The organism is Streptomyces sp. NBC_00443, from assembly GCF_036014175.1.
GTDB lineage: Bacteria > Actinomycetota > Actinomycetes > Streptomycetales > Streptomycetaceae > Streptomyces.
The window spans coordinates 632,798-652,699 of record NZ_CP107917.1; the positions used below are offsets into that span (position 1 = coordinate 632,798).

17 protein-coding genes are annotated in these 19,902 nt (G+C 71.0%); 7 read left to right on the top strand and 10 right to left on the bottom strand.

Translation table 11 applies throughout. The features are described from left to right. Nucleotides 1-452: 452 nt before the first annotated feature. Both OHO27_RS02890 and OHO27_RS02895 read left to right on the top strand, forming a co-directional pair. A complete protein-coding gene (locus OHO27_RS02890) occupies nucleotides 453-1,658 on the top strand; it encodes a beta-1,3-glucanase family protein (RefSeq protein ID WP_328419955.1) in 1,206 nt (401 codons plus the stop codon). 131 nt (nucleotides 1,659-1,789) lie between these two features. Next, entirely contained in the window at nucleotides 1,790-1,996 is a 207-nt protein-coding gene (locus OHO27_RS02895; RefSeq protein WP_328430330.1) for a hypothetical protein, read from the top strand. Nucleotides 1,997-2,082: 86 nt separating this feature from the next. On the opposite strand, the gene OHO27_RS02900 is transcribed toward OHO27_RS02895, so the two are convergent. Further along, entirely contained in the window at nucleotides 2,083-3,222 is a 1,140-nt protein-coding gene (locus tag OHO27_RS02900) for a sulfite oxidase (RefSeq protein ID WP_328419957.1), read from the bottom strand. 211 nt (nucleotides 3,223-3,433) lie between these two features. On the opposite strand from OHO27_RS02900, the gene sthA reads away from it, so the two are divergent. Further along, nucleotides 3,434-4,837 carry a Si-specific NAD(P)(+) transhydrogenase gene (gene sthA, locus OHO27_RS02905; protein ID WP_328419959.1) on the top strand — a complete coding sequence of 468 codons (1,404 nt, stop codon included), beginning with the start codon at nucleotides 3,434-3,436 and terminating at the stop codon, nucleotides 4,835-4,837. A gap of 15 nt (nucleotides 4,838-4,852) precedes the next feature. Here sthA and OHO27_RS02910 read toward each other — a convergent pair whose 3' ends face one another. Beyond that, complete coding sequence (locus tag OHO27_RS02910; RefSeq protein ID WP_328419961.1) at nucleotides 4,853-5,356, bottom strand: DUF5709 domain-containing protein; 504 nt, start codon at nucleotides 5,354-5,356, stop codon at nucleotides 4,853-4,855. A gap of 314 nt (nucleotides 5,357-5,670) precedes the next feature. Between OHO27_RS02910 and OHO27_RS02915 the strand changes: the two genes are divergently transcribed. After that, complete coding sequence (locus OHO27_RS02915; protein WP_328419963.1) at nucleotides 5,671-7,155, top strand: APC family permease; 1,485 nt, start codon at nucleotides 5,671-5,673, stop codon at nucleotides 7,153-7,155. Nucleotides 7,156-7,166: 11 nt separating this feature from the next. After that, on the top strand, nucleotides 7,167-8,126 hold the full coding sequence (locus OHO27_RS02920) for a hypothetical protein (protein ID WP_328419965.1): 960 nt from the start codon (nucleotides 7,167-7,169) through the stop codon (nucleotides 8,124-8,126). Nucleotides 8,127-8,208: 82 nt separating this feature from the next. On the opposite strand, the gene OHO27_RS02925 is transcribed toward OHO27_RS02920, so the two are convergent. The 3 genes from OHO27_RS02925 to OHO27_RS02935 all read right to left on the bottom strand — a co-directional run bounded on the left by OHO27_RS02925 (nucleotide 8,209) and on the right by OHO27_RS02935 (nucleotide 11,218). Then, nucleotides 8,209-9,156 carry a lysylphosphatidylglycerol synthase transmembrane domain-containing protein gene (locus OHO27_RS02925; RefSeq protein ID WP_328419967.1) on the bottom strand — a complete coding sequence of 316 codons (948 nt, stop codon included), beginning with the start codon at nucleotides 9,154-9,156 and terminating at the stop codon, nucleotides 8,209-8,211. After that, nucleotides 9,153-10,649: a hypothetical protein gene (locus tag OHO27_RS02930; RefSeq protein ID WP_328419969.1), complete on the bottom strand. Its 1,497-nt coding sequence runs from the start codon at nucleotides 10,647-10,649 to the stop codon at nucleotides 9,153-9,155. Before OHO27_RS02930 ends, OHO27_RS02925 begins: the two co-directional genes overlap by 4 nt. Nucleotides 10,650-10,819: 170 nt before the next feature. Continuing rightward, a complete protein-coding gene (locus OHO27_RS02935) occupies nucleotides 10,820-11,218 on the bottom strand; it encodes a YybH family protein (RefSeq protein ID WP_328419971.1) in 399 nt (132 codons plus the stop codon). 115 nt (nucleotides 11,219-11,333) lie between these two features. On the opposite strand from OHO27_RS02935, the gene OHO27_RS02940 reads away from it, so the two are divergent. Further along, nucleotides 11,334-12,014 carry a nucleoside/nucleotide kinase family protein gene (locus tag OHO27_RS02940; protein WP_328419973.1) on the top strand — a complete coding sequence of 227 codons (681 nt, stop codon included), beginning with the start codon at nucleotides 11,334-11,336 and terminating at the stop codon, nucleotides 12,012-12,014. Nucleotides 12,015-12,043: 29 nt separating this feature from the next. Here OHO27_RS02940 and OHO27_RS02945 read toward each other — a convergent pair whose 3' ends face one another. The 5 genes from OHO27_RS02945 to OHO27_RS02965 form a co-directional block, all read right to left on the bottom strand. Further along, on the bottom strand, nucleotides 12,044-13,891 hold the full coding sequence (locus OHO27_RS02945; protein WP_328419975.1) for a hypothetical protein: 1,848 nt from the start codon (nucleotides 13,889-13,891) through the stop codon (nucleotides 12,044-12,046). A gap of 5 nt (nucleotides 13,892-13,896) precedes the next feature. After that, nucleotides 13,897-14,784, bottom strand: a complete 888-nt coding sequence (locus tag OHO27_RS02950; RefSeq protein WP_328419979.1) for a carbohydrate ABC transporter permease — start codon at nucleotides 14,782-14,784, stop codon at nucleotides 13,897-13,899. An 18-nt stretch (nucleotides 14,785-14,802) separates the two neighbouring features. After that, nucleotides 14,803-15,783 (bottom strand): carbohydrate ABC transporter permease, encoded by a 981-nt coding sequence (locus OHO27_RS02955; RefSeq protein WP_443059689.1) that lies wholly within the window; start codon nucleotides 15,781-15,783, stop codon nucleotides 14,803-14,805. 209 nt (nucleotides 15,784-15,992) lie between these two features. Continuing rightward, on the bottom strand, nucleotides 15,993-17,324 hold the full coding sequence (locus tag OHO27_RS02960) for an ABC transporter substrate-binding protein (RefSeq protein WP_328419983.1): 1,332 nt from the start codon (nucleotides 17,322-17,324) through the stop codon (nucleotides 15,993-15,995). A gap of 270 nt (nucleotides 17,325-17,594) precedes the next feature. Continuing rightward, nucleotides 17,595-18,713, bottom strand: coding sequence for an ROK family protein (locus OHO27_RS02965; RefSeq protein WP_328419985.1), 1,119 nt, complete (start codon nucleotides 18,711-18,713; stop codon nucleotides 17,595-17,597). 269 nt (nucleotides 18,714-18,982) lie between these two features. On the opposite strand from OHO27_RS02965, the gene OHO27_RS02970 reads away from it, so the two are divergent. After that, on the top strand, nucleotides 18,983-19,891 hold the full coding sequence (locus OHO27_RS02970; protein WP_328419987.1) for an N-acetylglucosamine kinase: 909 nt from the start codon (nucleotides 18,983-18,985) through the stop codon (nucleotides 19,889-19,891). The last annotated feature ends 11 nt before the right edge of the window (nucleotides 19,892-19,902 follow it).

Sequence of the window (19,902 nt, forward strand, 5' to 3'; positions counted from 1 at the left end):
CCGGTCAGATCAGACGAAACACGCCGGGGCAACGGAAGGGGAGCGCTGGAAAGGTGTGGATTGCACGGCACTCGCCTCCTTCCGTCCGTCTCAGGGCGTGGAGCCACACCGTACGTGATTTTCGCCGGGTCCGTCCACGGGTTTTCTCGCGTGGGTGTGCACGGTCGTCGAGATTCGTCGAGAGCGCTCTCAAGGGCTCCTCGGACGCGTCCGGAGCTTAAGTGGGACTTAGGAGAGAGTTAAGCGGTCGTGGTCATTCCGTGGCTTTTCAAGTTCCCGCAGTCCAGAGGCGTTTGGTCACGATGCAGACCCGTTGGCCGTTGCGGCGGGCGTGCGTAGCATCGGGGCCCATCGGTGGCGGCGAGGCGCGTTTCGAGAGCGCTCTCACACGTACCGTCCCCGTCACCACCGCAGCCCAAGTACCCGCACAAGTACTCCGGGAGACCCCCCACATGACATCCCGTCACCAGCGCACTCTCGGTCGACGTCGGCTTCTCTTCGCCCTCGGCGGCACGGCGGTGGCCGTCCCCGCCATCGCCGCCGTGGCTCCGTATGCCCTCGCGGGTACGCCCGCGGGCGATGCCGCGCCCGCCGCGGCGGACTCGATGCCGCTGACGATCGTCAACGACAGCGGCTCCTTCGACAACGCGAACGTCCACGTCTACATCGTCGGCAACCAGGACGGCAGGCAGGTGCGCGTCACGCCCGACGGCGCCCTCGCGCCGATCGCCCTGGCGGACAACGGCCCCGACGGCTTCACCGACTACGCGATCAGCCTGTCCGGCGGCGAGACGCGGCTGTCACTCCCCCACATGTCCGGCCGGATCTATGTGTCGCTCGGCGCCAAGCTCAAGTTCAAGGCCGTCGCGGACGGCAACGGCAATGCCGCGCTGCAGTATCCCGCGGGCTGGGTGGCGTCGGACCCGAACTACGAGGTGCTGCACGACTGCGCCGAGTTCACCTTCAACGCCGCCGGAATGTTCTGCAACACCACGATGGTCGACATGTTCAGCGTGCCGCTGAGCATCCGGCTGACCGGGGCCAAGGACCAGACGACGGGCAAGCTGCGCGCCGGCGGACGCGCGGCCGCCTTCGCCGCCGTGCGCCAGGTCGAGGACTTCGCGCGGCTCGTCGTGGACGACACGCGCATCATCGCCCCGGGCCACGGCCTGGACGCCGGGCTCTTCGCCAAGGACTACTTCACCCCGTCCATCGACGAGGTCTGGAGCATGTACACCGGGCGGGACCTCACCGTCACCACCAACGCGGGTGCGTTCACGGGGCGGGTTCGCGGTGAGCGGTTCGCCTTCGACGGGCCCGCTCAGGTGTCCTTCGCCAAGCCGTCGACACGGGACGTGCTGTTCTGCGACGGCAATCTCGCCGCCCCCAACGACGGCACGACCGGTCCCGTCGCCGCCGTCCTCGGCGCCGGCTTCAACCGCTCGACGCTGATCGGCCATCCCGCCCAGCCGACGACCGACGCCGCCACCTTCTACCGGGGCGACCTGACCAACCACTACGCCAAGGCGATGCACGCGGCCCACGAGGACGGCAAGGCGTACGGCTTCGCCTTCGACGACGTCGCGGACTTCGCCTCGTACATCCAGGACACGGCACCGACGGGGATCAGGCTGACGCTCACGCCGTTCGAGGGCTGACGCGGGGGACGGGCGCGGGTGCTCTCCCGACGGCTCCGGATGCAGGCTTTGCTCGGGCGTTGAATGGTGTTAACAGACCCGATGACCGCACCGGGCCCGAAGAAGTCACCCGGATCCGAGGAGCAGAGATGATGCCGACGTCCCAGCCCGAAGCGTCCGGGCCGTCCGGGGAGCGCGTCACCCCGGACGACCTGCTCCACGCCCGCACCGGCACCGATGTGTCCCCCGAGGACATAGTCCTTGCCTCAGGCAAGGACCTCACCCCGCGCAATCTGGAATGGGCCAAGCGCAAGCTGGCTGCCGAGGGTCCCTCCGCCCTCGACAAGCTGCTGCCCTAGCCTGACCGGCCAGGTCCGCACGGGTCGCCTCCGGGTGCGCGACCGCACCCGGGGCGGCCGCGTGCGGCTGGTCCCTGCCCGCAGCCTCACTGACCGGCCTCGGCCGCGCCCTCGTCCAGGCACAGCACCGGCACCCGCTGCACGAGGTTGTTGGCGAAGCCTCCGCGGTTCCAGGGCTGGTCCAGGGGCTGGGTGTGGCCGTCGGCGTCGGTGGCCCGGGCGCTCAGCACGTGCTCGCCGGGGATCGCCGTCCAGCTGTGGCGCCACCTGCGCCACGCCCACCGATGCCCGTCACCCGGATCCAGCCCGGCCTCCTGCCAGGTCCGCCCCGCGTCCGTACTGATCTCTACGCGCGTCACCGCGGCGCGCCCGGACCAGGCCCGCCCCTCCAGGGTCACCGTCCCGGGCCGGACCACGCGTGCCCTCGACATGAAGTCCGGGAAGCCCGGCGGGACGAGCAGGGCGCGGGGGGCGATGCGGGTGACCGGCTCGCCCTCGTCCTCGGGGTGCTGGCGCAGCCGGTAGGCCACGGCCTGCTGGAATCCGGTGAACGGCTCGTCGACGACGGTGACCTCGCACAGCCACTTCACGTGCGCCATGCCGTACCAGCCGGGCACGACCAGCCGGAGCGGGCGGCCGTGCTGCGGGGGCAGTGGGGCGCCGTTCATCGCGTACGCCACCAGCACCTCGGGGTCGCCACCGATGGCCACGTCGAGGGGCAGCGCGCGCTGGTAGTCCTGCTCGACGCCGCGCTCGACACCGTGGTCGGCGCCGGTGCAGACGACCTCGACCGCGTCGGGTTCGATACCGGCCTCGGCGAGCAGCAGCCGCAGTGGCACGCCGGTCCACTCGGCGGTGCCGACCGCCTCGACGAGCCAGGGCTGGCTCACCGGCCGGGGCGTCAGCAGGGCCCGGCCGTTGCCCGCGCATTCCAGCGTGACCCGGGTGGTGACCTGCGGGAACGTACGAAGGTCGGCCAGGCTCAGACGCAGGGGGCGGCGGACCTGGCCGCCGAGGGCCAGATGCCAGGAGGTGTCGTCGGGGACGTACGGGATGTCGTAGTGGGTCAGGACGTAGTGAAGTCCGGGCGGGGTGATGTCGTGGCGCAGAGCTTCGAGCGGCAGGCCGTGGTTGCGGGCCGCGAGCGCCAGTTCGTCCCGGCCGATGCCCTCCTCGGGGGCGGCCAGCCTGGCCGGTCCGCTCGCGTCTGCGAGTCGATGCCCCATACCTGCATTATCGACCCATGGCGAGCGTTTCCGCTTCGGGTCCGCCGTGCGCTCCCGGCGGTGGGCGGGGGTCCTGCGGCGTCAGCAGGGCGCCGGCGCAACTTCCCTGTCTGCGACGGCACTTCACATCGCCGTCTCCCCGGCACTTCACATTGTCAAAGGTTTCCGGCTCACCCTTTCGAAGGGGTCTCGCGGCTGCCAGACTCCTGAGGTGCCCGACTTCGACATGCTCGTCATCGGATCCGGCCCGGGTGGCCAGAAGGCCGCCATCGCCGCGGCCAAGCTCGGCCGCCGGGTCGCCGTCGTCGACCGCCCCGACATGGTCGGCGGCGTCTCCATCCACACCGGGACCATCCCCTCCAAGACCCTGCGCGAGGCGGTGCTCTATCTGACCGGCCTCACCCAGCGAGATCTGTACGGCCAGAGCTACCGGCTCAAGGAGGACATCACCGTCTCCGACCTGACCGCCCGAACCCAGCACGTGGTCGGCCGCGAGGTGGACGTCATCCGCAGCCAGCTGTCCCGCAACCACGTCGCCCTCTACGCCGGAACGGGGCACTTCGTCGATCCCCACACCGTCGCCCTGCGCGAGGTCACCGGACAGGAACGGCTGCTGACCGCCGAGCACATCGTCATCGCCACCGGCACCCGGCCCGCGCGGCCGGCCAGTGTGGAGTTCGACGGACGGACGATCCTGGACTCGGACAACGTCCTGGCGCTGGAGCGGGTGCCGCGCTCCATGGTGATCGTGGGTGCCGGGGTGATCGGCATGGAGTACGCCTCGATGTTCGCCGCGCTGGGCAGCAAGATCACCGTGGTGGAGAAGCGGGCCGGGATGCTCGACATGTGCGACGTCGAGGTGATCGAGTCGCTCAAGTACCACCTGCGGGACCTCGCGGTGACGTTCCGCTTCGGCGAGACGGTCGCCGCGGTCGAGCGGCATTCGCGTGGGACCCTGACCCTCCTGGAGAGCGGCAAGAAGATCCCCGCCGACGCGGTGATGTACTCGGCGGGACGGCAGGGGCTCACCGACGAACTCGACCTGGACAAGGCCGGGCTGACCGCGGACCCGCGCGGCCGGATCACGGTCGACGAGCACTACCGCACCGAGGTGCCGCACATCTACGCCGTCGGCGACGTCATCGGCTTCCCCGCGCTCGCCGCGACGTCGATGGAGCAGGGGCGGGCGGCGGCGTACCACGCCTGCGGCGAGCCCGTCGGCCGGATGCACAACCTCCAGCCGATCGGTATCTACACCATCCCGGAGATCAGCTTCGTGGGGCGGACCGAGGACCAGCTCACCGAGGACCGGGTGCCGTTCGAGGTCGGCATCTCGCGCTACCGCGAACTGGCCCGCGGCCAGATCATCGGCGACTCGCACGGCATGCTGAAGCTCCTGGTCTCCCCCGAGGACCGCACGCTGCTCGGTGTCCACTGCTTCGGTACGGGGGCGACGGAGCTCATCCATATCGGGCAGTCCGTGATGGGGTGCGGCGGAACCGTCGACTATCTGGTCGACGCGGTGTTCAACTACCCGACGCTGGCTGAGTCGTACAAGGTCGCCGCCCTCGACGCCACGAACAGGCTGCGGCAGATCGACCGGATCGGGGACTGAGCCTCCCGGACCACCCTAGGTGTCCACGCCGCCCTCGGGAAGGTCGGCGTCGTCCTCGACCACGTGCATCGCGGCCTCCTCCGCGCCGGCCGCTCCGCCGTCGATGCCCTGGTCGAAGGCGACCTGCTCCTTCGTGGTGCCGGCGTGGGCGCCCTCGTCCGGTGCGACCAGGCGGCCCGCACGGTCGGTGCCCGCCTCCGGGTCGACGGGTTCGCCGTCGCCGCCCTGCAGGTCACCGACGTCGTCGCCGACGGGCTCGCTCACATCGGGGACCTCCTGGGTGAGCCGCTCGTCGAGGGTCTCACCGGCGTGCTGTTCGGCGGCCGTGGTGCCGTACTTGGTGACGCCCAGCGGCTTCTCGGGCGGGGAGTAGCCCTCGTCGAGGGTGTCGTCGTAGGTCCGCTCGTCCAAGGCGTCCTGGAGATCCAGCGGAGCCGCGTCCTGCTGTTCCTCGTTGCCTCCGGTGGGCTGGTACGCGTCGTCGGCCATCGACTCTGCGGGCGTGTGTCCGGTGCCCATGGCTTCCTCCTCACTCGCGCGCGGCGGCGGGTTGTGCCGGTTGCATGTCCTGAACCGCGTTTCCCGTTGTGCGTTGTCCAACCCCGGAAGATCTCATGGCTCTTGAAGCATCAAGGAGTGTGGCTATCATCACTCGCACACACGGCGTGACTGCACGACGACGCAACGGCGTACAGTGTCCGCCACCCCCGTTCCGCCGCCCCTGACCCGAGGTCATCCCTCTCCGGTCCGTGGCGTTCATCCACCCCCCACTCCCCTTACGCCGTCGGGGCCGGCTCGCCCCCACGTCGTGCACGACGGAAAGCAGCGCATCCATGAGCAACAACAGGGGAAGAGGGCTGCAGGCCAACGCCCTCGGTACGTTCGACACGGTGGTGATGGCGATCGCGGGCAGTGCCCCGGCGTACTCCATCGCCGCGACCACGGCGGTCCTCGTCGGCGCGGTGGGCCTGGCAAGCCCGGCCGCGCTGCTGTATTGCGCGATACCCATGCTGGGCATCGCACTGGCCTACAGCTATCTCAGCCGGATCGACGTGAACGCGGGCGCCAGTTACTCCTGGGTCGGCCGTACCCTGCATCCCTTCCTGGGCTTCATCAGCGGCTGGGCGCTGGTGGTCTCGGCGACCATCTTCATGGTGGCCGGTTCGCTGCCCGCCGGATCGATGACGCTCGCCGTCTTCGACGAGGGCCTCGCGGACAACACCGCGCTGTCCAGCCTGGTCGGCGCCGGCTGGTTCCTGGTCATGCTGCTCGTGGTGCTGGGCGGCGCGCGGCTGACCGTCCGCGCGCAGTTGGTGATGTCCGGCGTCGAGCTGGCGATACTGGCCCTGTTCGCGGTACTCGCCCTGCTCCACTCGGACAACGCCCGGGCCTTCGACTGGTCCTGGCTCGGCTTCGGCCACTTCGACGGGGTCACGGGATTCGCGTCGGGGGCGCTGATCGCCGCGTTCTACTACTGGGGCTGGGACGTCACCAGCAACCTCAGTGAGGAGACCCGCAACAGCCGCCGTACGACGGGCCTTGCGGGGCTCATCGGAGTCGGCATCGTCTTCCTGCTGTTCGAGGTGTTCACGATCGCGGTGAACGTCATCCTCTCCTCGAAGCAGATCCAGGACAACGACGCCAACGTCCTGGCCGTGCTCGGTGAGGAGGTGTGGCCGGGCTGGGGCGGCAAGTTGCTGATCGTGGCGGTGATGCTGTCGACCATCGCCACCCTGGAGACCACGCTCATCCAGGTCACGCGCTCGCTGTTCGCGATGGGCCGGGACCGTACGATGCCGTCCGCGCTGGGCCGTGTGCACCGCCGCTGGAACACGCCGTGGGTGGCGATCGCGGTGGTCGGCGTGGTGGCGCTCGGGATGTTCGTCGCCGCCAACTCCCTCGGTACGGTGGGCGAGATCCTCTCCGACGCCATCTCGGCGATCGGCCTGCAGATCGCCGTCTACTACGGGCTGACGGGACTCGCGGTGGTCGTCGCCTACCGCAGGATGCTGCTGAAGTCGGTGGGCAACTTCGTACTCGGCGGTGTGTGGCCGTTGTTCGGAGCCCTGTTCATGTTCTGGATCTTCGTCGAGTCGCTGGGCGAGCTGAGCACCTCCGCGATCACGATCGGCATCGGCGGCCTCGCGGCCGGGCTGATCCCGATGCTCTGGTACTGGCGGCAGGGCAGCGACTACTACCGGCCGGCGAAACTTGACGCCGCCGAGACCGTCGAGGCGGACTACGTTCCCGCCGGCGGTGACGGCACCAGGTCCGGCACCGACTCCCTTGTCCACGAGGGTCTTCCCACCGATTTCTGAGAGAGCCCTCGATGGCGAAAGACCGCTTCGTTCCCGACTTCGACCCCGACTGCGGTGACGCCGCCCTCACCTGTGCCCGCCAGGACATCGTCATCGGCCGCTGGCAGGGGCTGCGGGAGCTGCTGCGGGCAACCGGCCCCGACTGGCTGGTCCGCGGACATCGGACCCGGCAGCTCGCGCAGGCGTGTGCGAGCAGTTCGACGGCGGAGTCGTGGCTGGCAGCCGAGCCGCACAGCGCCGACGCGCTGGTGCTGCGGGCCGCGACGGAGACGGCCCGGGCGTTCAACCTGGCGATCACCGCGGGCCGGGGCGTGCCGATCGACCGGCAGCGCATCGACGCCGCGGTGCTGTCGTGCCTGAAGGCCGCCGACTCCTACCCGGACGATCCGACGCCGTGGATCTCGCTGATCTCCGTGGCACGGCTGTATCCGTCGGGTGTACGACGGCAGGAACTGGCGCGCTGGTGGGACGAGTTGCACCAGCGCGACCCGTACAGCGTGGAGGGGCACCTCCAGGTGCTGCACTACTACTCCTCGCGCTGGCACGGCACCCACGGCCTGATGTACGACTTCGCCCGTGACGCGGCCGGCGTGGCACCGTCCGGCTGCCCGCTGCCGGTGCTCGTGCAGTACGCCCGGGTCGAGGAGTTCCGCTACGCCCTGGACGCGGCCCGGGGGCAGCATGCCTCGGTCGGTCTCGGACAGCACTGGAGCGACGACGGCGCCGCCAGTGACGTACGCCGGACCTGGGAGCGCTGGATCACGGGCCGCGCCGACAGCACGGTGTCCCCCGGCGAGCTCCGCGATCTCAACTACCTGACCCACGCGGCCTGTCACGCGGGCGCCCACGACATCGCCGCGGCCCTGTTCCGGATGCTGGAGCGCAGGGCCACGCGGGCGCCGTGGGCGTACACCGGCGATCCGGACAAGCAGTTCGTCAAGTGGCGCAGGGAGGTGGGGCTGCGCGGGTGATCGCGGCGGCGGACCAGGTCTCGCGGAGGCGGGGTCGGGGCGCGGCGTCCGGTCTGTCGGGACGGGCGCGGGTCTTTGCCGCTCACAGCGCCCCGCGCCGGACGAGGACGGCGAGCACGATCAGCCCGGGAATCAGCGGCAGCCACACCGTCAGCAGCCGGTAGCCGAGTACGGCGGAGGCGGCCGCGGTGGCCGGGGCTCCGGCCGCGGTGAGCGCGAGGGCGAGCACCGCGTCCAGGGAGCCGAGGCCGCCGGGCGTGGGCAGCAGGGCCGCGGCGGTGCTCGCCGCCAGATACAGCAGCGCCACCCGGGCCGGCGGGAGGGGCAGCGCGACCGCACGGCTGACGGCGATCAGCACGGCGCAGTGCAGCGTCACGAAGGCCAGCGAGCCGCCCCACAGGGCCGCCGCCCTCACCGGTCTCGCGTGGACGGCGACGATGTACGCCCATGCCGCGGCCAGTGCCCGCCTGCACCGGTGCCACAGGGGGCCGCTCAGCAGGACGATCGCGGCGGCGACCGTGGCGCACCCGGCGATCAGGACTCCCCCGCTGACGTGCGGGAGGTGCAGCAGGCCGGGGCCGGCGGCGAAGAAGAGTACGGCGATGAGGGCGCCGCGCAGGATCGCACCGGTGGTGCCCTTGACGGCGATGGCGGTGGCCGCGGCGCCGATCGGCATGCCGCAGCGTATGAGGAAGCGCAGGTTCACCGCGCCGGCGCCGAGTCCGGCGGGCAGCACGTGGTTGGCCGCGGAAGCGGCGAACTGCCCTGCCACGAGCCGGCCGGGCGGCAGTCGGCGGGGCACGGCACCCTGTTGGGCGAGCGCCGAGCAGGGCCATGTCACGAGCGTGGCCGCGGCGGCCACGAGCAGCCAGCCCCGGTCGGCGACGGCGAGCCGGACCGCGCCGGTCTCGAGCACGGCCCAGTGACGCCGGGCCAGCCAGACCACGGCCACGAGGACGGCGAGCGTGAGCAGGGCGTGCCAGTAGGCCCGTCGGCGCTGGGGTGCGGCGAGGAACTGCTCCGACGTCATGCCCTTCCGCCCGCGCCCCGCGCCGGGGCGATGCGGACTTCCAGGCCGTCGAGGCGGTGCAGCTCCCAGCCACGGGCGTACCGGGGAGGTGTGCCGCCGGGATTGGTGAGGGCGCCGACCGGAGCACTGCGGGCGGTCCGCAGGATGTCGGCCGTGGTGGTGTTGGCGTTGTTGCCGCGCGTCGCGCCGGAGTCGCAGCCGGTGTAGTACCCGACAGGGATCGCTTCGTGCCCGGTGAGCAGGCAGGGCGGGCGCACGCCGAGGCGGTGGAGTTCGGCGGCGGAGCGAGCCCAGGCCTGGCGGTTGGCGGTGGTGCGGTCCACGGTGTGGTCCAGAACCGCGTACTGCACGGCCAGATGCCCGGCCAGTCCCAGCGCGATCACGGCCGCGACCGCCGGGCGCCACCGGCCGGCCGGCGTGGTGGCCAGGCGGAGCAGCGCATGCGCGACGGGGAGGGCGAGGAGGGCGTAGGCGGGCAGCAGGAAGCGGGGTGCCGCGTATCCGATCAGGAACAGGTACGGGAAGGCGGCCGTCGCGGCGCAGAGCAGCGGGACCAGGGTGCGGGTGGTGCGTCCGTCCAGGACGGCGACCGCGAGAGCGTAGGCGGCGAGCAGGGGGAGGACGAACCACCAGGCGTAGACGGCCGGGTCGGGCATCTCGCCGTTGCAGGGCCGGCACAGGGTGTTTCCGACCAGGCTGCGCAGCTGGTCGTCGACAGCGAGGTTCCAGCCCAGGTCGCCCTGGATGCGGGAGGCCTGGTTCAGCCGCTCGCGCAGACCGCCGTAGCTGATGAACGCCTCGATCACCCACTGGACGCCCCCGGCCGCGAGTCCCGCCGCGAGAGCGGCCCCGAGCCGCCAGTGGCGTTCGGCGACGACGAGGACGAGCAGGGGCAGCGTGACCCATACGGCGTCGGTGGGCCGCATCCACGCCATCAGCGCGGCACCGGCCAGGACACCCCACAGGGCCCGCCGGTCGAAGCGGTCCGCGCGGGCCCTCAGGAAGCAGCCCACGCAGACCAGGGCGCCGAAGGCGACCCAGAGGTTGGGCATGGCCTGCGGGCCGTAGAAGAGGGTCACCCAGAGGGAGGCGAAGAGGGCTCCGGCGCCTGCCAGGACGCGGGCCGGGAACAGGCCGCGCCAGACGCGCAGGGCCAGGTACAGGGCGAGTCCGGACAGGATGGCGACGTAGACGCGCAGCAGTGTCGTGGACGACGACCAGGAGGCGATGGGCCACACCAGCAGGGTGACGCCACGCGCGCGTGGCGCGCTGAAGAAGGCGGCCGGCGCGTCGGTGCCGACCTGGCTGACGTACACGATCTCGTCCCAGCCAAGGCCCATCGCGGGCCGTACGAGGAGGAGTTGGGCGAGGGTGAAAGCCCCGGCCACCGCCGCGAGCAGGCCGTGGCCGCGCGCCCGCCACGGCCTCCCGGACGCGAGCGCCTCGTCGCGCCGTCCCACTCTCGTGAGCATGGGCTTCGTGCCGTGGGCCATCGTCCACCCCTCACCCCTACGTGTCGTAGGGTTCCGAGCCCCGCAGCCGGGCGAGTCGGCCGACGGGGAACCGAAATATCATCACAAACACGGACAAACTAGCGCGCAAGGTGCAAGCGTGCAGTGCGATGTTCGGCCAGGTGCCTGACAGGGACGTCCTCGGCTGTGCGTCAGTCGTGCGGGAACGAGTGGTGCTCATGGGCGACCACCCAGCGGCCGCCCTCCTTGAGCAGACCGAGCGTCAGACGCAGGCGGAGGGTGGGGCGTTCGGCGAGTTCTTCCGGGGTTCCGCAGCGCAGGAGGGCGTGGGCGTACGCCACGTCGGCGCCCGCGGTGATGTCGAGTGACTCGATCTCGAAGGAGGCACCCTTGGCCTGCCACTCGAAGAACGGCGGCCACGTGGCGCGGTACGCCGGCAGGCCGCGGATGCCGTCGTGGGGCGGCGGTACGTCGAACATGACGATGTCCTCGGCGTGGTCGGCGAGGACACCGTCGAGGTCTCCCCGGTGGACGGCGTCAGCCCAGGTCGTGATCAGTGTGCGGATCTGCGTGGTGTCGTCGTCGGACATGATGCGCACCTCTCTCCCCCGTCTTGGAGAGACTCCTGATGCGGAGAATCCCCTTGTCCAGGAGACTCCGCGGACCCCGGGAAGTCATCGCCGACCGGGTGACACACTCTGCTGTGTGGCCCTGACCTTCGACGACCTCCTCGCCCGTGCCCGGTCCCTCCCCCGTGACGGCCGCCGCGCCGTCCTCGGCATCGCCGGCAGCCCGGGGGCGGGCAAGACGACGCTCGCCGAGCAGCTGGTGCGGGAGCTGAACGGTGCCGGGGATCCCTGGGTCGCGCATGTGCCCATGGACGGTTTCCACCTTGCCGACGCGGAGCTGGACCGGCTCGGCCGCCGGGACCGCAAGGGCGCGCCGGACACGTTCGACGCGGCGGGGTACGCGGCGCTGCTGCGGCGCCTGCGCGAGGACTCCGACGGTGACACCGTGTACGCGCCCGGCTTCGAGCGGGTTCTGGAGCAGCCGATCGCGGGCGCCGTCCCGGTGGAGGCCACGGCCCGGCTGGTGGTGACCGAGGGCAACTACCTGCTGCTGGGTACGGGTGCGTGGGCGAGGGTACGGCCGCAGCTGGACGAGGTGTGGTTCTGCGAGCTCGACGAGCCGGAGCGCCTGCGGCGGCTGGTCGCCCGGCACGAGGAGTTCGGCAAGCCGCACGACGAGGCGGTGGCGTGGGTACTGCGCTCGGACCAGCGCAACGCGGAGCTGGTCGCCGCGACCCGGGACCAGGCCGACCTGGTGCTGCCGGCCACGGTGGTGCCCGTCCCGCACGGGCCGTCGAAGGCCCGCGCGGGGGCCTGAGGACCGTTCACGCGGCCCGCAGGACCGGCTTATACCGCCCGCAGCGTCAGCTCCGGTTCTCCGTGCGCGTCGCCCGCCGCCTCGCCGACCACGGCGGTGAACGCCTCCGTGCGGACCGTCAGGCCCGGACCGTCCTGGGCGAAGGCGGGCGCGAACGGGCCCGTCGCTCCGTGGCGCCCTGCTCCGTACCGTACGGCGAAGACGTGCAGGTCCTCCGGTGCACCGGGAGCCGGTTCGGCCTCCAGTGCCGTCGAGCCGACCAGGTGGCTCCAGCCCAGGTCGGGGTTGCCGTAGCCGCGAGGGTCGGCCGCGAGGGCGAAGGCCGCCTCCTCCTGGGTCCGGTCCGCGCGGGCGTCGAAGTGGTCCACGCCGTCCGGCTCCGGGTGCGTCAGGCGCAGTTCACCGGCCGACGTGACGTGACCGTCCGCGGTCCTGCGCACGCGCTCGCCGTCGTCGGTGGCGTACGGCAGCCCCGCGAGCAGATACGGCGTGCCGGGCAGCCGCTCCACGGCGACCGTCACCCACAGGGTCGTGCCGTCGGTGACGTACAGGGACCGGACATGGCGCAGGACGTGGTCGCGGCCGACGACCGGCTTGGTGACCAGCTTGGCCGTGAGGCCGTCGGCGCGGACGTCCCGGACGCGGACCTCGCCCATCGGGCGGCAGAAGAGGAAGCCGTCCGTCACGGGGCCGAAGCCGTGCTGCCGGTTCACCGCCGCCGGGAGGTAGTAAGTGCCCGCCGCCTCGATCAGGGCCGGGGTCATACGGTCGTCGAAGGCCACCGAGACCGAACCCGCGCGGAGCTGGTGGCGGGCCGGGGCCAGGGACGGGGTGCGGTGCCAGCGCGCGGTGTCCTGGATCTGCCAGACCAGCATCCAGGCGAAATGGCCGTCGACTTCGCCGTCCGCCTTGACCGCGTGCCGGCCCCACCGGGTGTCGCCTCGGTAGCGCCCCAGGTCGGAGCCGATGCGCCGGCTGAAGTAGCGCAGGCCGAGGACCGACTCGAAGCCGCTGTGCTGCTCGCTGTAGCGCGGGCCGCCGTTGTCGAAGCCGCCGCCGGGCAGACGGGCGTCGATGTAGCGGGCGAGCGCGTCGCCGTCCTCGGCGAAGACCTCCTCACCGCTGACCCGGTGGGCCTGGGCGAGGAAGGACAGGGAGATCGGGCCGTAGTTGTTGTCGTACGCGCCGCCGTGCTCGGGAGGCAGCAGCGAGCCACGGTCGGCGACCCGGTGGGCGCGGATCTTGTCGCCGTACAGGGCGATCGCGCGCGACCGCACCAGATCGCGCCGGCCGGGCGGGAGGTGGCGGGCCAGCATCAGGCCGCCGACGACGCAGCCGATGGCCTGGTTGCCGGCCTCCTGCGGATTGAAGAAGGTCGCCTCGGTCAGCCAGCGCCAGTAGCCGTGCGCCACCTCGATCAGCTCGGCGCGCTGCTCGTCCTCGACGAGTCCCTCCGCCAGGTCCAGCACGTTGACCGCCTGGAGCAGCGCCCACACCGTGCTCGGCCAGTCGCCGATGGGATGGGCGCCGGAGGCGAGGGTGTAACGGGCGTACGGCAGACCGGAGTTGCGGGACCGCAGGTTCGGGTAGCCGGGGTTGTCCTCGGTGTAGACCCGCTCGCGCAGATGGAAGGCGAGGCTGCGGCGCACCGCCTCCGGCAGCCGCGGGTCCTGGCCGCGCTGCCAGGCCAGGGCGAGGAGTGAGGTGATGCCGAGTGAGGTGTCGCCGATGTCGTCGGCACAGTCGGGGTGTTCCAGGTTGCCCTCCGGCGTGAGCCGGGCCAGGGCCTGTTCGGCGACACCGGCGAGGACGGCGTCGTACGCCTGAGGGGTGTCCGGGAGGTCGTGCAGGGCGCCGAGCTGGCGAGGGAGATGCACGGGTGTCAGCCCTTCATGCCGGAGGTGGCCATGCCTTCCACCAGCCTCTTCTGGAAGATGAGGAAGCAGATGAGGGTGGGCAGGAGGGCGAGTGTCGACATGGCGAACATCGCGCCGTAGGAGGAGCCGCTGGTCTGGTCGAGGAACAGCGTCAGGCCCAGGGGGACGGTGAACTTGTCGTTCTGCTGGAGGTAGACGAGCTGGTGCAGGAAGTCGTCGTAGGTCCAGATGAAGGTGAAGATCGTGGTGGTGATCAGCGCCGGCTTCATCAACGGCAGGATGATCTTCCAGTAGATCTTCCAGGGGTTGGCGCCGTCGACCATGGCCGCCTGGTCCAGCTCGCGCGGGATGGAGCGGATGAACTGGACCATCAAGAAGATGAAGAAGGCGTCCACCGCGAGGAACTTCGGCACGATCAACGGCAGGAACGTGTTGATCCAGGTCAGGTTGTAGAAGATCGTGTACTGCGGGATCAGGACGGCCTGGGTGGGCAGCATCAGGGTGCCGAGCATCAGGCCGAACCAGATCTTCTTGCCGCGGAACTCGAAGCGCGCGAAGGCGTAGGCGGCCAGCGAGCAGGAGATGACGTTTCCGATCACCGCGCCGATCGTCACGATCAACGAGTTGGTGATGTAGAGGGAGAAGGAGTTGCCGGAGCCGCTCCAGCCCTCGGAGTAGTTCTCGGGGCGCAGCGCGGTCGGGATGAGCCCGGGGTGGGTGAAGATCTCGGTGTCGGGCTTGAGGGAGCTGCTGAGCATCCACATCAGCGGGTACAGCATGACGATCGCCACGCCGATGAGCACGGTGTGGATGAAGATTCGGCGGGTCCCGGTGGCCGAGCGGAGCTTGTGCAGCGGCGACGTCGAGGACCGGGGCGGGGTGATGGCGGACATGGGTGAAGGACTCCTCGCTCAGTCGTCGTAGTGGACCCAGTAGCGGCTGGCGATGAAGTTGACCGCCGTGAAGAGTGCGATGACCAGGAACAGCACCCAGGCCAGCGCGGAGGCGTACCCCATCTGAAGGTCCGTGAAGCCCTTCTTGTACAGGTACAGGGAGTACAGCATGGTCGAGTTGAGCGGTCCGCCGGAGCCGTTGCTGATCACGAACGCGGGCGTGAACGTCTTGAATGCGTCGATGATCTGAAGGACCACGTTGAAGAAGACGATCGGAGTGAGCAGCGGCAGGGTGATCTTGAAGAACCTGGTCACGGCGCCGGCACCGTCGATCGCGGCCGCCTCGAACACGTCCTTCGGCAGTTGCTTCAGCCCGGCGAGGAAGATCACCATCGGCGTGCCGAACTGCCAGACGGCCAGCAGGACGAGGGTGTAGAGCGCGGTGTCCGGGCTGGAGATCCAGTCCTGGCCGGTGTTGAGCCCGAACCAGCCCAGGAAGTCGTTGAACAGACCCTCGCCGCCGAAAACCTGCCGCCACACGATGGCGATGGCCACGGCCCCGCCGAGCAGGGACGGCAGATAGAAGGCGGCCCGGTACAGGCCGATGCCCCTGAGATCGCGGTTGAGCAGCATCGCCACCGCGAGGGCGAGTGCCAGCTTCAGGGGCACGGAGACGAGGACGTACACGAGGGTGGCGTGCACCGAGTCCCAGAAGACCGGGTCCTCGGCGAACATCCGGTTGTAGTTGTCCATGCCGACCCACTGCGCGGGCGTCAGCAGGTCGAAGTTGGTGAAGGACAGGTACAGCGAGTCGAGCATCGGATAGATCGTCAGCCCGAACAGGCCCACGAACCAGGGGGCCAGGAAGAGGTACGGCCACCATCCCCCGCCCCGCCGTCTGGCGAGGCGGCGACGCATACGGTCACGCTCCCGCTGGTCGGACGGGGTCGCGGGAACCGACGGTTCCTTGACGACCTCGCCGGTCTGCGCGGTGGTCATACTCATGTCTCCCTGGCCCTCTCCCGGTATTTCAGATGGGGCTGCACTCCTCGACGCCCCGGTTGACTGCCACGCCCCGAAGGGGCACGGGTCTGTATCGATGTGCGGCTCCGCCGCGTGGGCGCGACCAGCCACGACGTGCCCGTGGCGTCCCGCTGCCGAACGACAGCCCATCTCGGCAACTCCCCTCCGCGGGGCGCCCCGCGGGGCTAACCCCCGAGAATCCCCGACGCCTGGTCGAAGAACTCGGAGAGCTGCGCCTTGATCGACTTCTTGCCGAAGGCCACCGCAAGGTTCGACTGGAACAGCAGATCCCAGATCTGGTCGGCCCCCTGCGGCGGCGGCACCGGCGCAGGCAGGGCGTTGGACGCCTTGGAGACCCGCTGGGAGATGTAGTCCGCGTTCTCCATGTTCAGCTTGTCCGTCTCGGTCAGGCCCGAGGCGATCAGGTTGCGCGCCTTCTCGGTCGGCGGGATGCCGCGGAAAAGCTGCATGTCCTTGATCGCCGTGTCGTCCTGGGCGAAGAAGTTCATGATCTTCACCGAGTCGGCGACCTTCTTGCTGGCCTTGGTGGCGCACAGCAGCACGCCGCCGTTGACGAAGTTGCCCTCGCGGGCGCCGGAGAAGTCGCCCTGCGGAGTCGGCAGGAAGTCCAGCTGCGCGTCGGTGATGGAGCCGCCCGCGCCGTAGACGCCGGAGTCGAAGGTGAACAGCGCCTTGCCGATGACGACCGCGTTCTTGGTGAGGTCGTTGTGCGCGGCGGAGGTGATCGCCGGCGGCGGGGACGCGTTCGTCTTGCGCATCTCGGCCCAGTACTCCCACCACTCCTGGAGGGTGTCGGAGGTGAAGCCGAGCTTCTTGCCGTCGTCCGAGAAGAAGGTCTGTCCCTTCTCGCGGGCGAACACCTCGAAGCACTGGAGGGTGGAGCCGCCGCCGTCGTCGACGCCGTAGGTCTTGCCGCCGCTCTTCTTGTGGACGTCCTGGGCGATCTTCTTCAGGTCGGCCCAGGTCCACTCGCGGTCGGGCAGCTTCAGGCCGAGCTTCTCCAGGCCGCTGCGGTTGACGGTGAGCTGGTTGACGCCGATGCCGGACGGAACGCCGTAGAACTCGCCGTCCACGGTGCCGGCGGCGAGGAGCGTCTTGGAGAAGCCCGTCAGGTCGAGGCTCTTGCCGACGTAGGAGTCGAGCGGGGCGAGGACGCCCTTGCGCGCGTACTGCGCCACCAGGGCGGTGTCCATCTGGAGCAGGTCCGGGGCGCTGCCGCCGGCGATGTTCGTGTTGAACTTGTCGAAGTATCCGTCGTAGCCCTGGTAGGTCTCGCGGATCTTGATCTTCGAGTTCTGCTTCTGGAAAAGGGCGAGCGCCTTCTTGTAGGCGTTGTGCCGGTCGTCGCTGCCCCACCACGTCATGGTCAGGTCGCCGCTGGTGCTGCCGGCGCCCGTGCCGCCGGCGCATGCGCTGAGCGAGCTGCCGAGCGCGCCGGCGACGGCCAGTCCGCTCGCGGTGCGGAAGAGGGTTCTGCGCGAGATCTGGTGACCCACCGGGTCCTCCCTGGATGTGCGTGACGGATTGCCCGGCCGGTCAACGCGGCTCGGATCCTTCTGTGGATGGCGCCCTACGGCCCGCGACCTCGCCCGGTCGTTCCGCCGTGTCGGACGAGGGTCCACGGCCGTCGTCCTGGCCGTGACCGTACGAGCACGCCCTCGCACGGCTCGCCGTACGCGACATACGGCGGAGTACCTCGTCCCGAGCCGGGTCCCGCCGGCTCAGAAAGCGCTTGTCCGGACATTGGCAGAAGCGGGTGGAGTCCGTCAATGCTTCACCTGGACCGCCCCGGTCACGGTTTGGATTCCACGGGCGACGGCGAGGCGGGTGGCTCCGACCACGGTGCCGCTGTCGCCGAGCGCGCTGCTGACGACCTCGGTGGGCCAGCTCAGCCGGCCGAGCTCGGCCCGCACACCCGGCACGAGCTGCGGGTTCGAGCCGACGGCTCCGCCCAGCACGATCATCCCGGGGTCCAGGACGGCGGCCACCGCGGCGGCCAGCCGGCCGATGTCGGCGGCGTGCCCGGCGACCGCGGCACCGGCCGTGCCGTGGCCCGCCCCGGCGAGGGCGAACAGCTGGTCGGCGGTCTCGGGGCACGGCTCGTCGTCCTGCCACGCCTCGGCGGTCCGGCGCAGCAGGGAACGTACGCCCATGCGGTCCTCCAGCGCCTCGTGGCGCGGCTCGCGGCCGTCGTCCCACGGGTACGGCAGCCTGGCCACCTCACCGGCGGCGCCGTTCGCCCCGCGCAGCACCTCACCGCCCACGACGATGCCGAGACCGATGCCCACGCCAATGCGCAGATATCCGAACGTGCGACGGCCTCGGGCCGCGCCCTCGTGCAGTTCGGCGAGGGCGGCGCAGTTGACGTTGTTCTCCAGATGGACGGGTACGCCCTCCGGCAGTGCGACGGCCATCGCGTCGAAGACGGGGCCGGCCTTGGCGGTCGCGGGCCGCATCCCGCTGCCGTCCCGGTCCCGGGTCGTGACGTCACCGACGGCGACGACGACGGCGCGCAGCGGGGCGTCGACGGGGAGCGCGTCGATGACCTTGCGCACGGTGCCGGCGGCGTCGTCGCGGGAGCCGGTGCCCTCGGCGAGCAGGGTGCCGTCGAGGGCGCAGCCGCGCACCTGGGTCCGGGCGGGGCCGAGGTCGACGGCGAGCACGGCGCCTGCGGCGGGCCCGAGCCGGTAGACGGCGGCGGAGCGGCCGGTGGCGCCGGAGGCGGTGCCGGAGTGGGCAGCGAGGCCGGCGGCCTCCAGTTCGGCGACGGCGGCGGAGACGGTCGGCTTGGACAGGCCCGCTCCGGCCGCCAGCTGGGGACGGGTGGCGGTGCCCGCCCCGGCCAGCACCGCGAACACCGCACGCGCGCTCTCGCTCAGGTCCATGGTCTCCCCAGGTCGTGCCGCGGCGGCCGGAACCGCCGAAATGATCGTTCGGCAACGGGAATTCCGCGCCTCTTGACGCACCCTACTTCGTTAGTTAACTTCCTAACGAACTGATGCGGTGCTCGCCTGCCGCACCCGGCAACGAAGCCCGTCCCGGGGCTTCCCTACGCTCAACGGCGCGGGTTCACGCCGCTCGTCGCGACGTCGGCGCCCGCCCACGCACGGTTCGCCCGCCGTCGCAGCCCACGCGCAACGACGAAAGAGGATCCGTGCAGGACACTCCCCACTCGCCTCCTCTCGTGGTCGCTGTCGACGTGGGCGGCACCAAGACGCATCTGCGCGCACTCGCGGGGGACGTCATGGTCGCCGACCACGTCCGCACGAGCAGCGGCTGGCGGCCGCACGACCCGGTCGCCGCCGCCGGCTGGCTGGCCGCACTGGTCGCCGACACCCTGCCGGCCGGTGGGCGTCCCTCAGCCCTCGCGGTCGGCGGGCACGCCTGCGAGACCCCCCGCCAGTGCGGCCAGATCCGTACCGCGCTCCAACTCCACTTCGACGCGCCCGCCTTGGTGGTGGGCGATGCCGAACTGCTGGTCCCCGCCGCCGGGCTGGACAAGGGGGTCGGGCTGGTCGCCGGTACCGGGTCCGTCGCGGTCGGCCGGCTGACCGACGGCAGTGCCGTCCAGGTCGGCGGCTGGGGCGCGGTCCTCGGCGACGAGGGCGGCTCGGCGGGTCTCGTCCGCGAGGCCGTACGGGCCGTGTGGGCGGCGCACGATCTCGGCGAGGAGCCCGACGCACTGGCGCGTGGGCTCGTCGACGCGTTCGGCGTCGCCGAAGTGCCCGCACTCGGCGCGGCGTTGGAGAGCGCCGAACGTCCCTCGGCCCAGTGGGGCCGGCACGCGCCGGTGGTGTTCGCAGCCGCCCGGGCCGGTTCACCGCTCGCCCGTGCGGTGATCGACGAGGGCGGCCGCTCACTGGCCGCGCTGGTCGGTCAACTCGCCTCGCGTGGAGTCCCGGTGGACGACGTCGTGGTCGCCGGCAGCACCATTCTCGCCCAGCCCGTCCTGTACGACGCCTTCGCCGCCGCGCTCGCCGACAGCGTGCCGGGGGCGCGGCCGTGGCGCCTGGAAGTGCCACCGGTCGAGGGCGCTCTGACACTCGCCCGTTCACTTGTGTGACATCTGCCGGA

Coding starts and splice junctions, on each gene's coding strand:
- OHO27_RS02935 (WP_328419971.1), bottom strand. CDS start 11,218: ATGTCCGACGACGACACCACGCAGATCCGCACACTGATCACGACCTGG.
- OHO27_RS02955 (WP_443059689.1), bottom strand. CDS start 15,783: ATGACCACCGCGCAGACCGGCGAGGTCGTCAAGGAACCGTCGGTTCCC.
- OHO27_RS02910 (WP_328419961.1), bottom strand. CDS start 5,356: ATGGGCACCGGACACACGCCCGCAGAGTCGATGGCCGACGACGCGTAC.
- OHO27_RS02920 (WP_328419965.1), top strand. CDS start 7,167: ATGGCGAAAGACCGCTTCGTTCCCGACTTCGACCCCGACTGCGGTGAC.
- OHO27_RS02895 (WP_328430330.1), top strand. CDS start 1,790: ATGCCGACGTCCCAGCCCGAAGCGTCCGGGCCGTCCGGGGAGCGCGTC.
- OHO27_RS02890 (WP_328419955.1), top strand. CDS start 453: ATGACATCCCGTCACCAGCGCACTCTCGGTCGACGTCGGCTTCTCTTC.
- OHO27_RS02930 (WP_328419969.1), bottom strand. CDS start 10,649: ATGGCCCACGGCACGAAGCCCATGCTCACGAGAGTGGGACGGCGCGAC.
- OHO27_RS02915 (WP_328419963.1), top strand. CDS start 5,671: ATGAGCAACAACAGGGGAAGAGGGCTGCAGGCCAACGCCCTCGGTACG.
- OHO27_RS02900 (WP_328419957.1), bottom strand. CDS start 3,222: ATGGGGCATCGACTCGCAGACGCGAGCGGACCGGCCAGGCTGGCCGCC.
- OHO27_RS02965 (WP_328419985.1), bottom strand. CDS start 18,713: ATGGACCTGAGCGAGAGCGCGCGTGCGGTGTTCGCGGTGCTGGCCGGG.
- OHO27_RS02950 (WP_328419979.1), bottom strand. CDS start 14,784: ATGTCCGCCATCACCCCGCCCCGGTCCTCGACGTCGCCGCTGCACAAG.
- OHO27_RS02925 (WP_328419967.1), bottom strand. CDS start 9,156: ATGACGTCGGAGCAGTTCCTCGCCGCACCCCAGCGCCGACGGGCCTAC.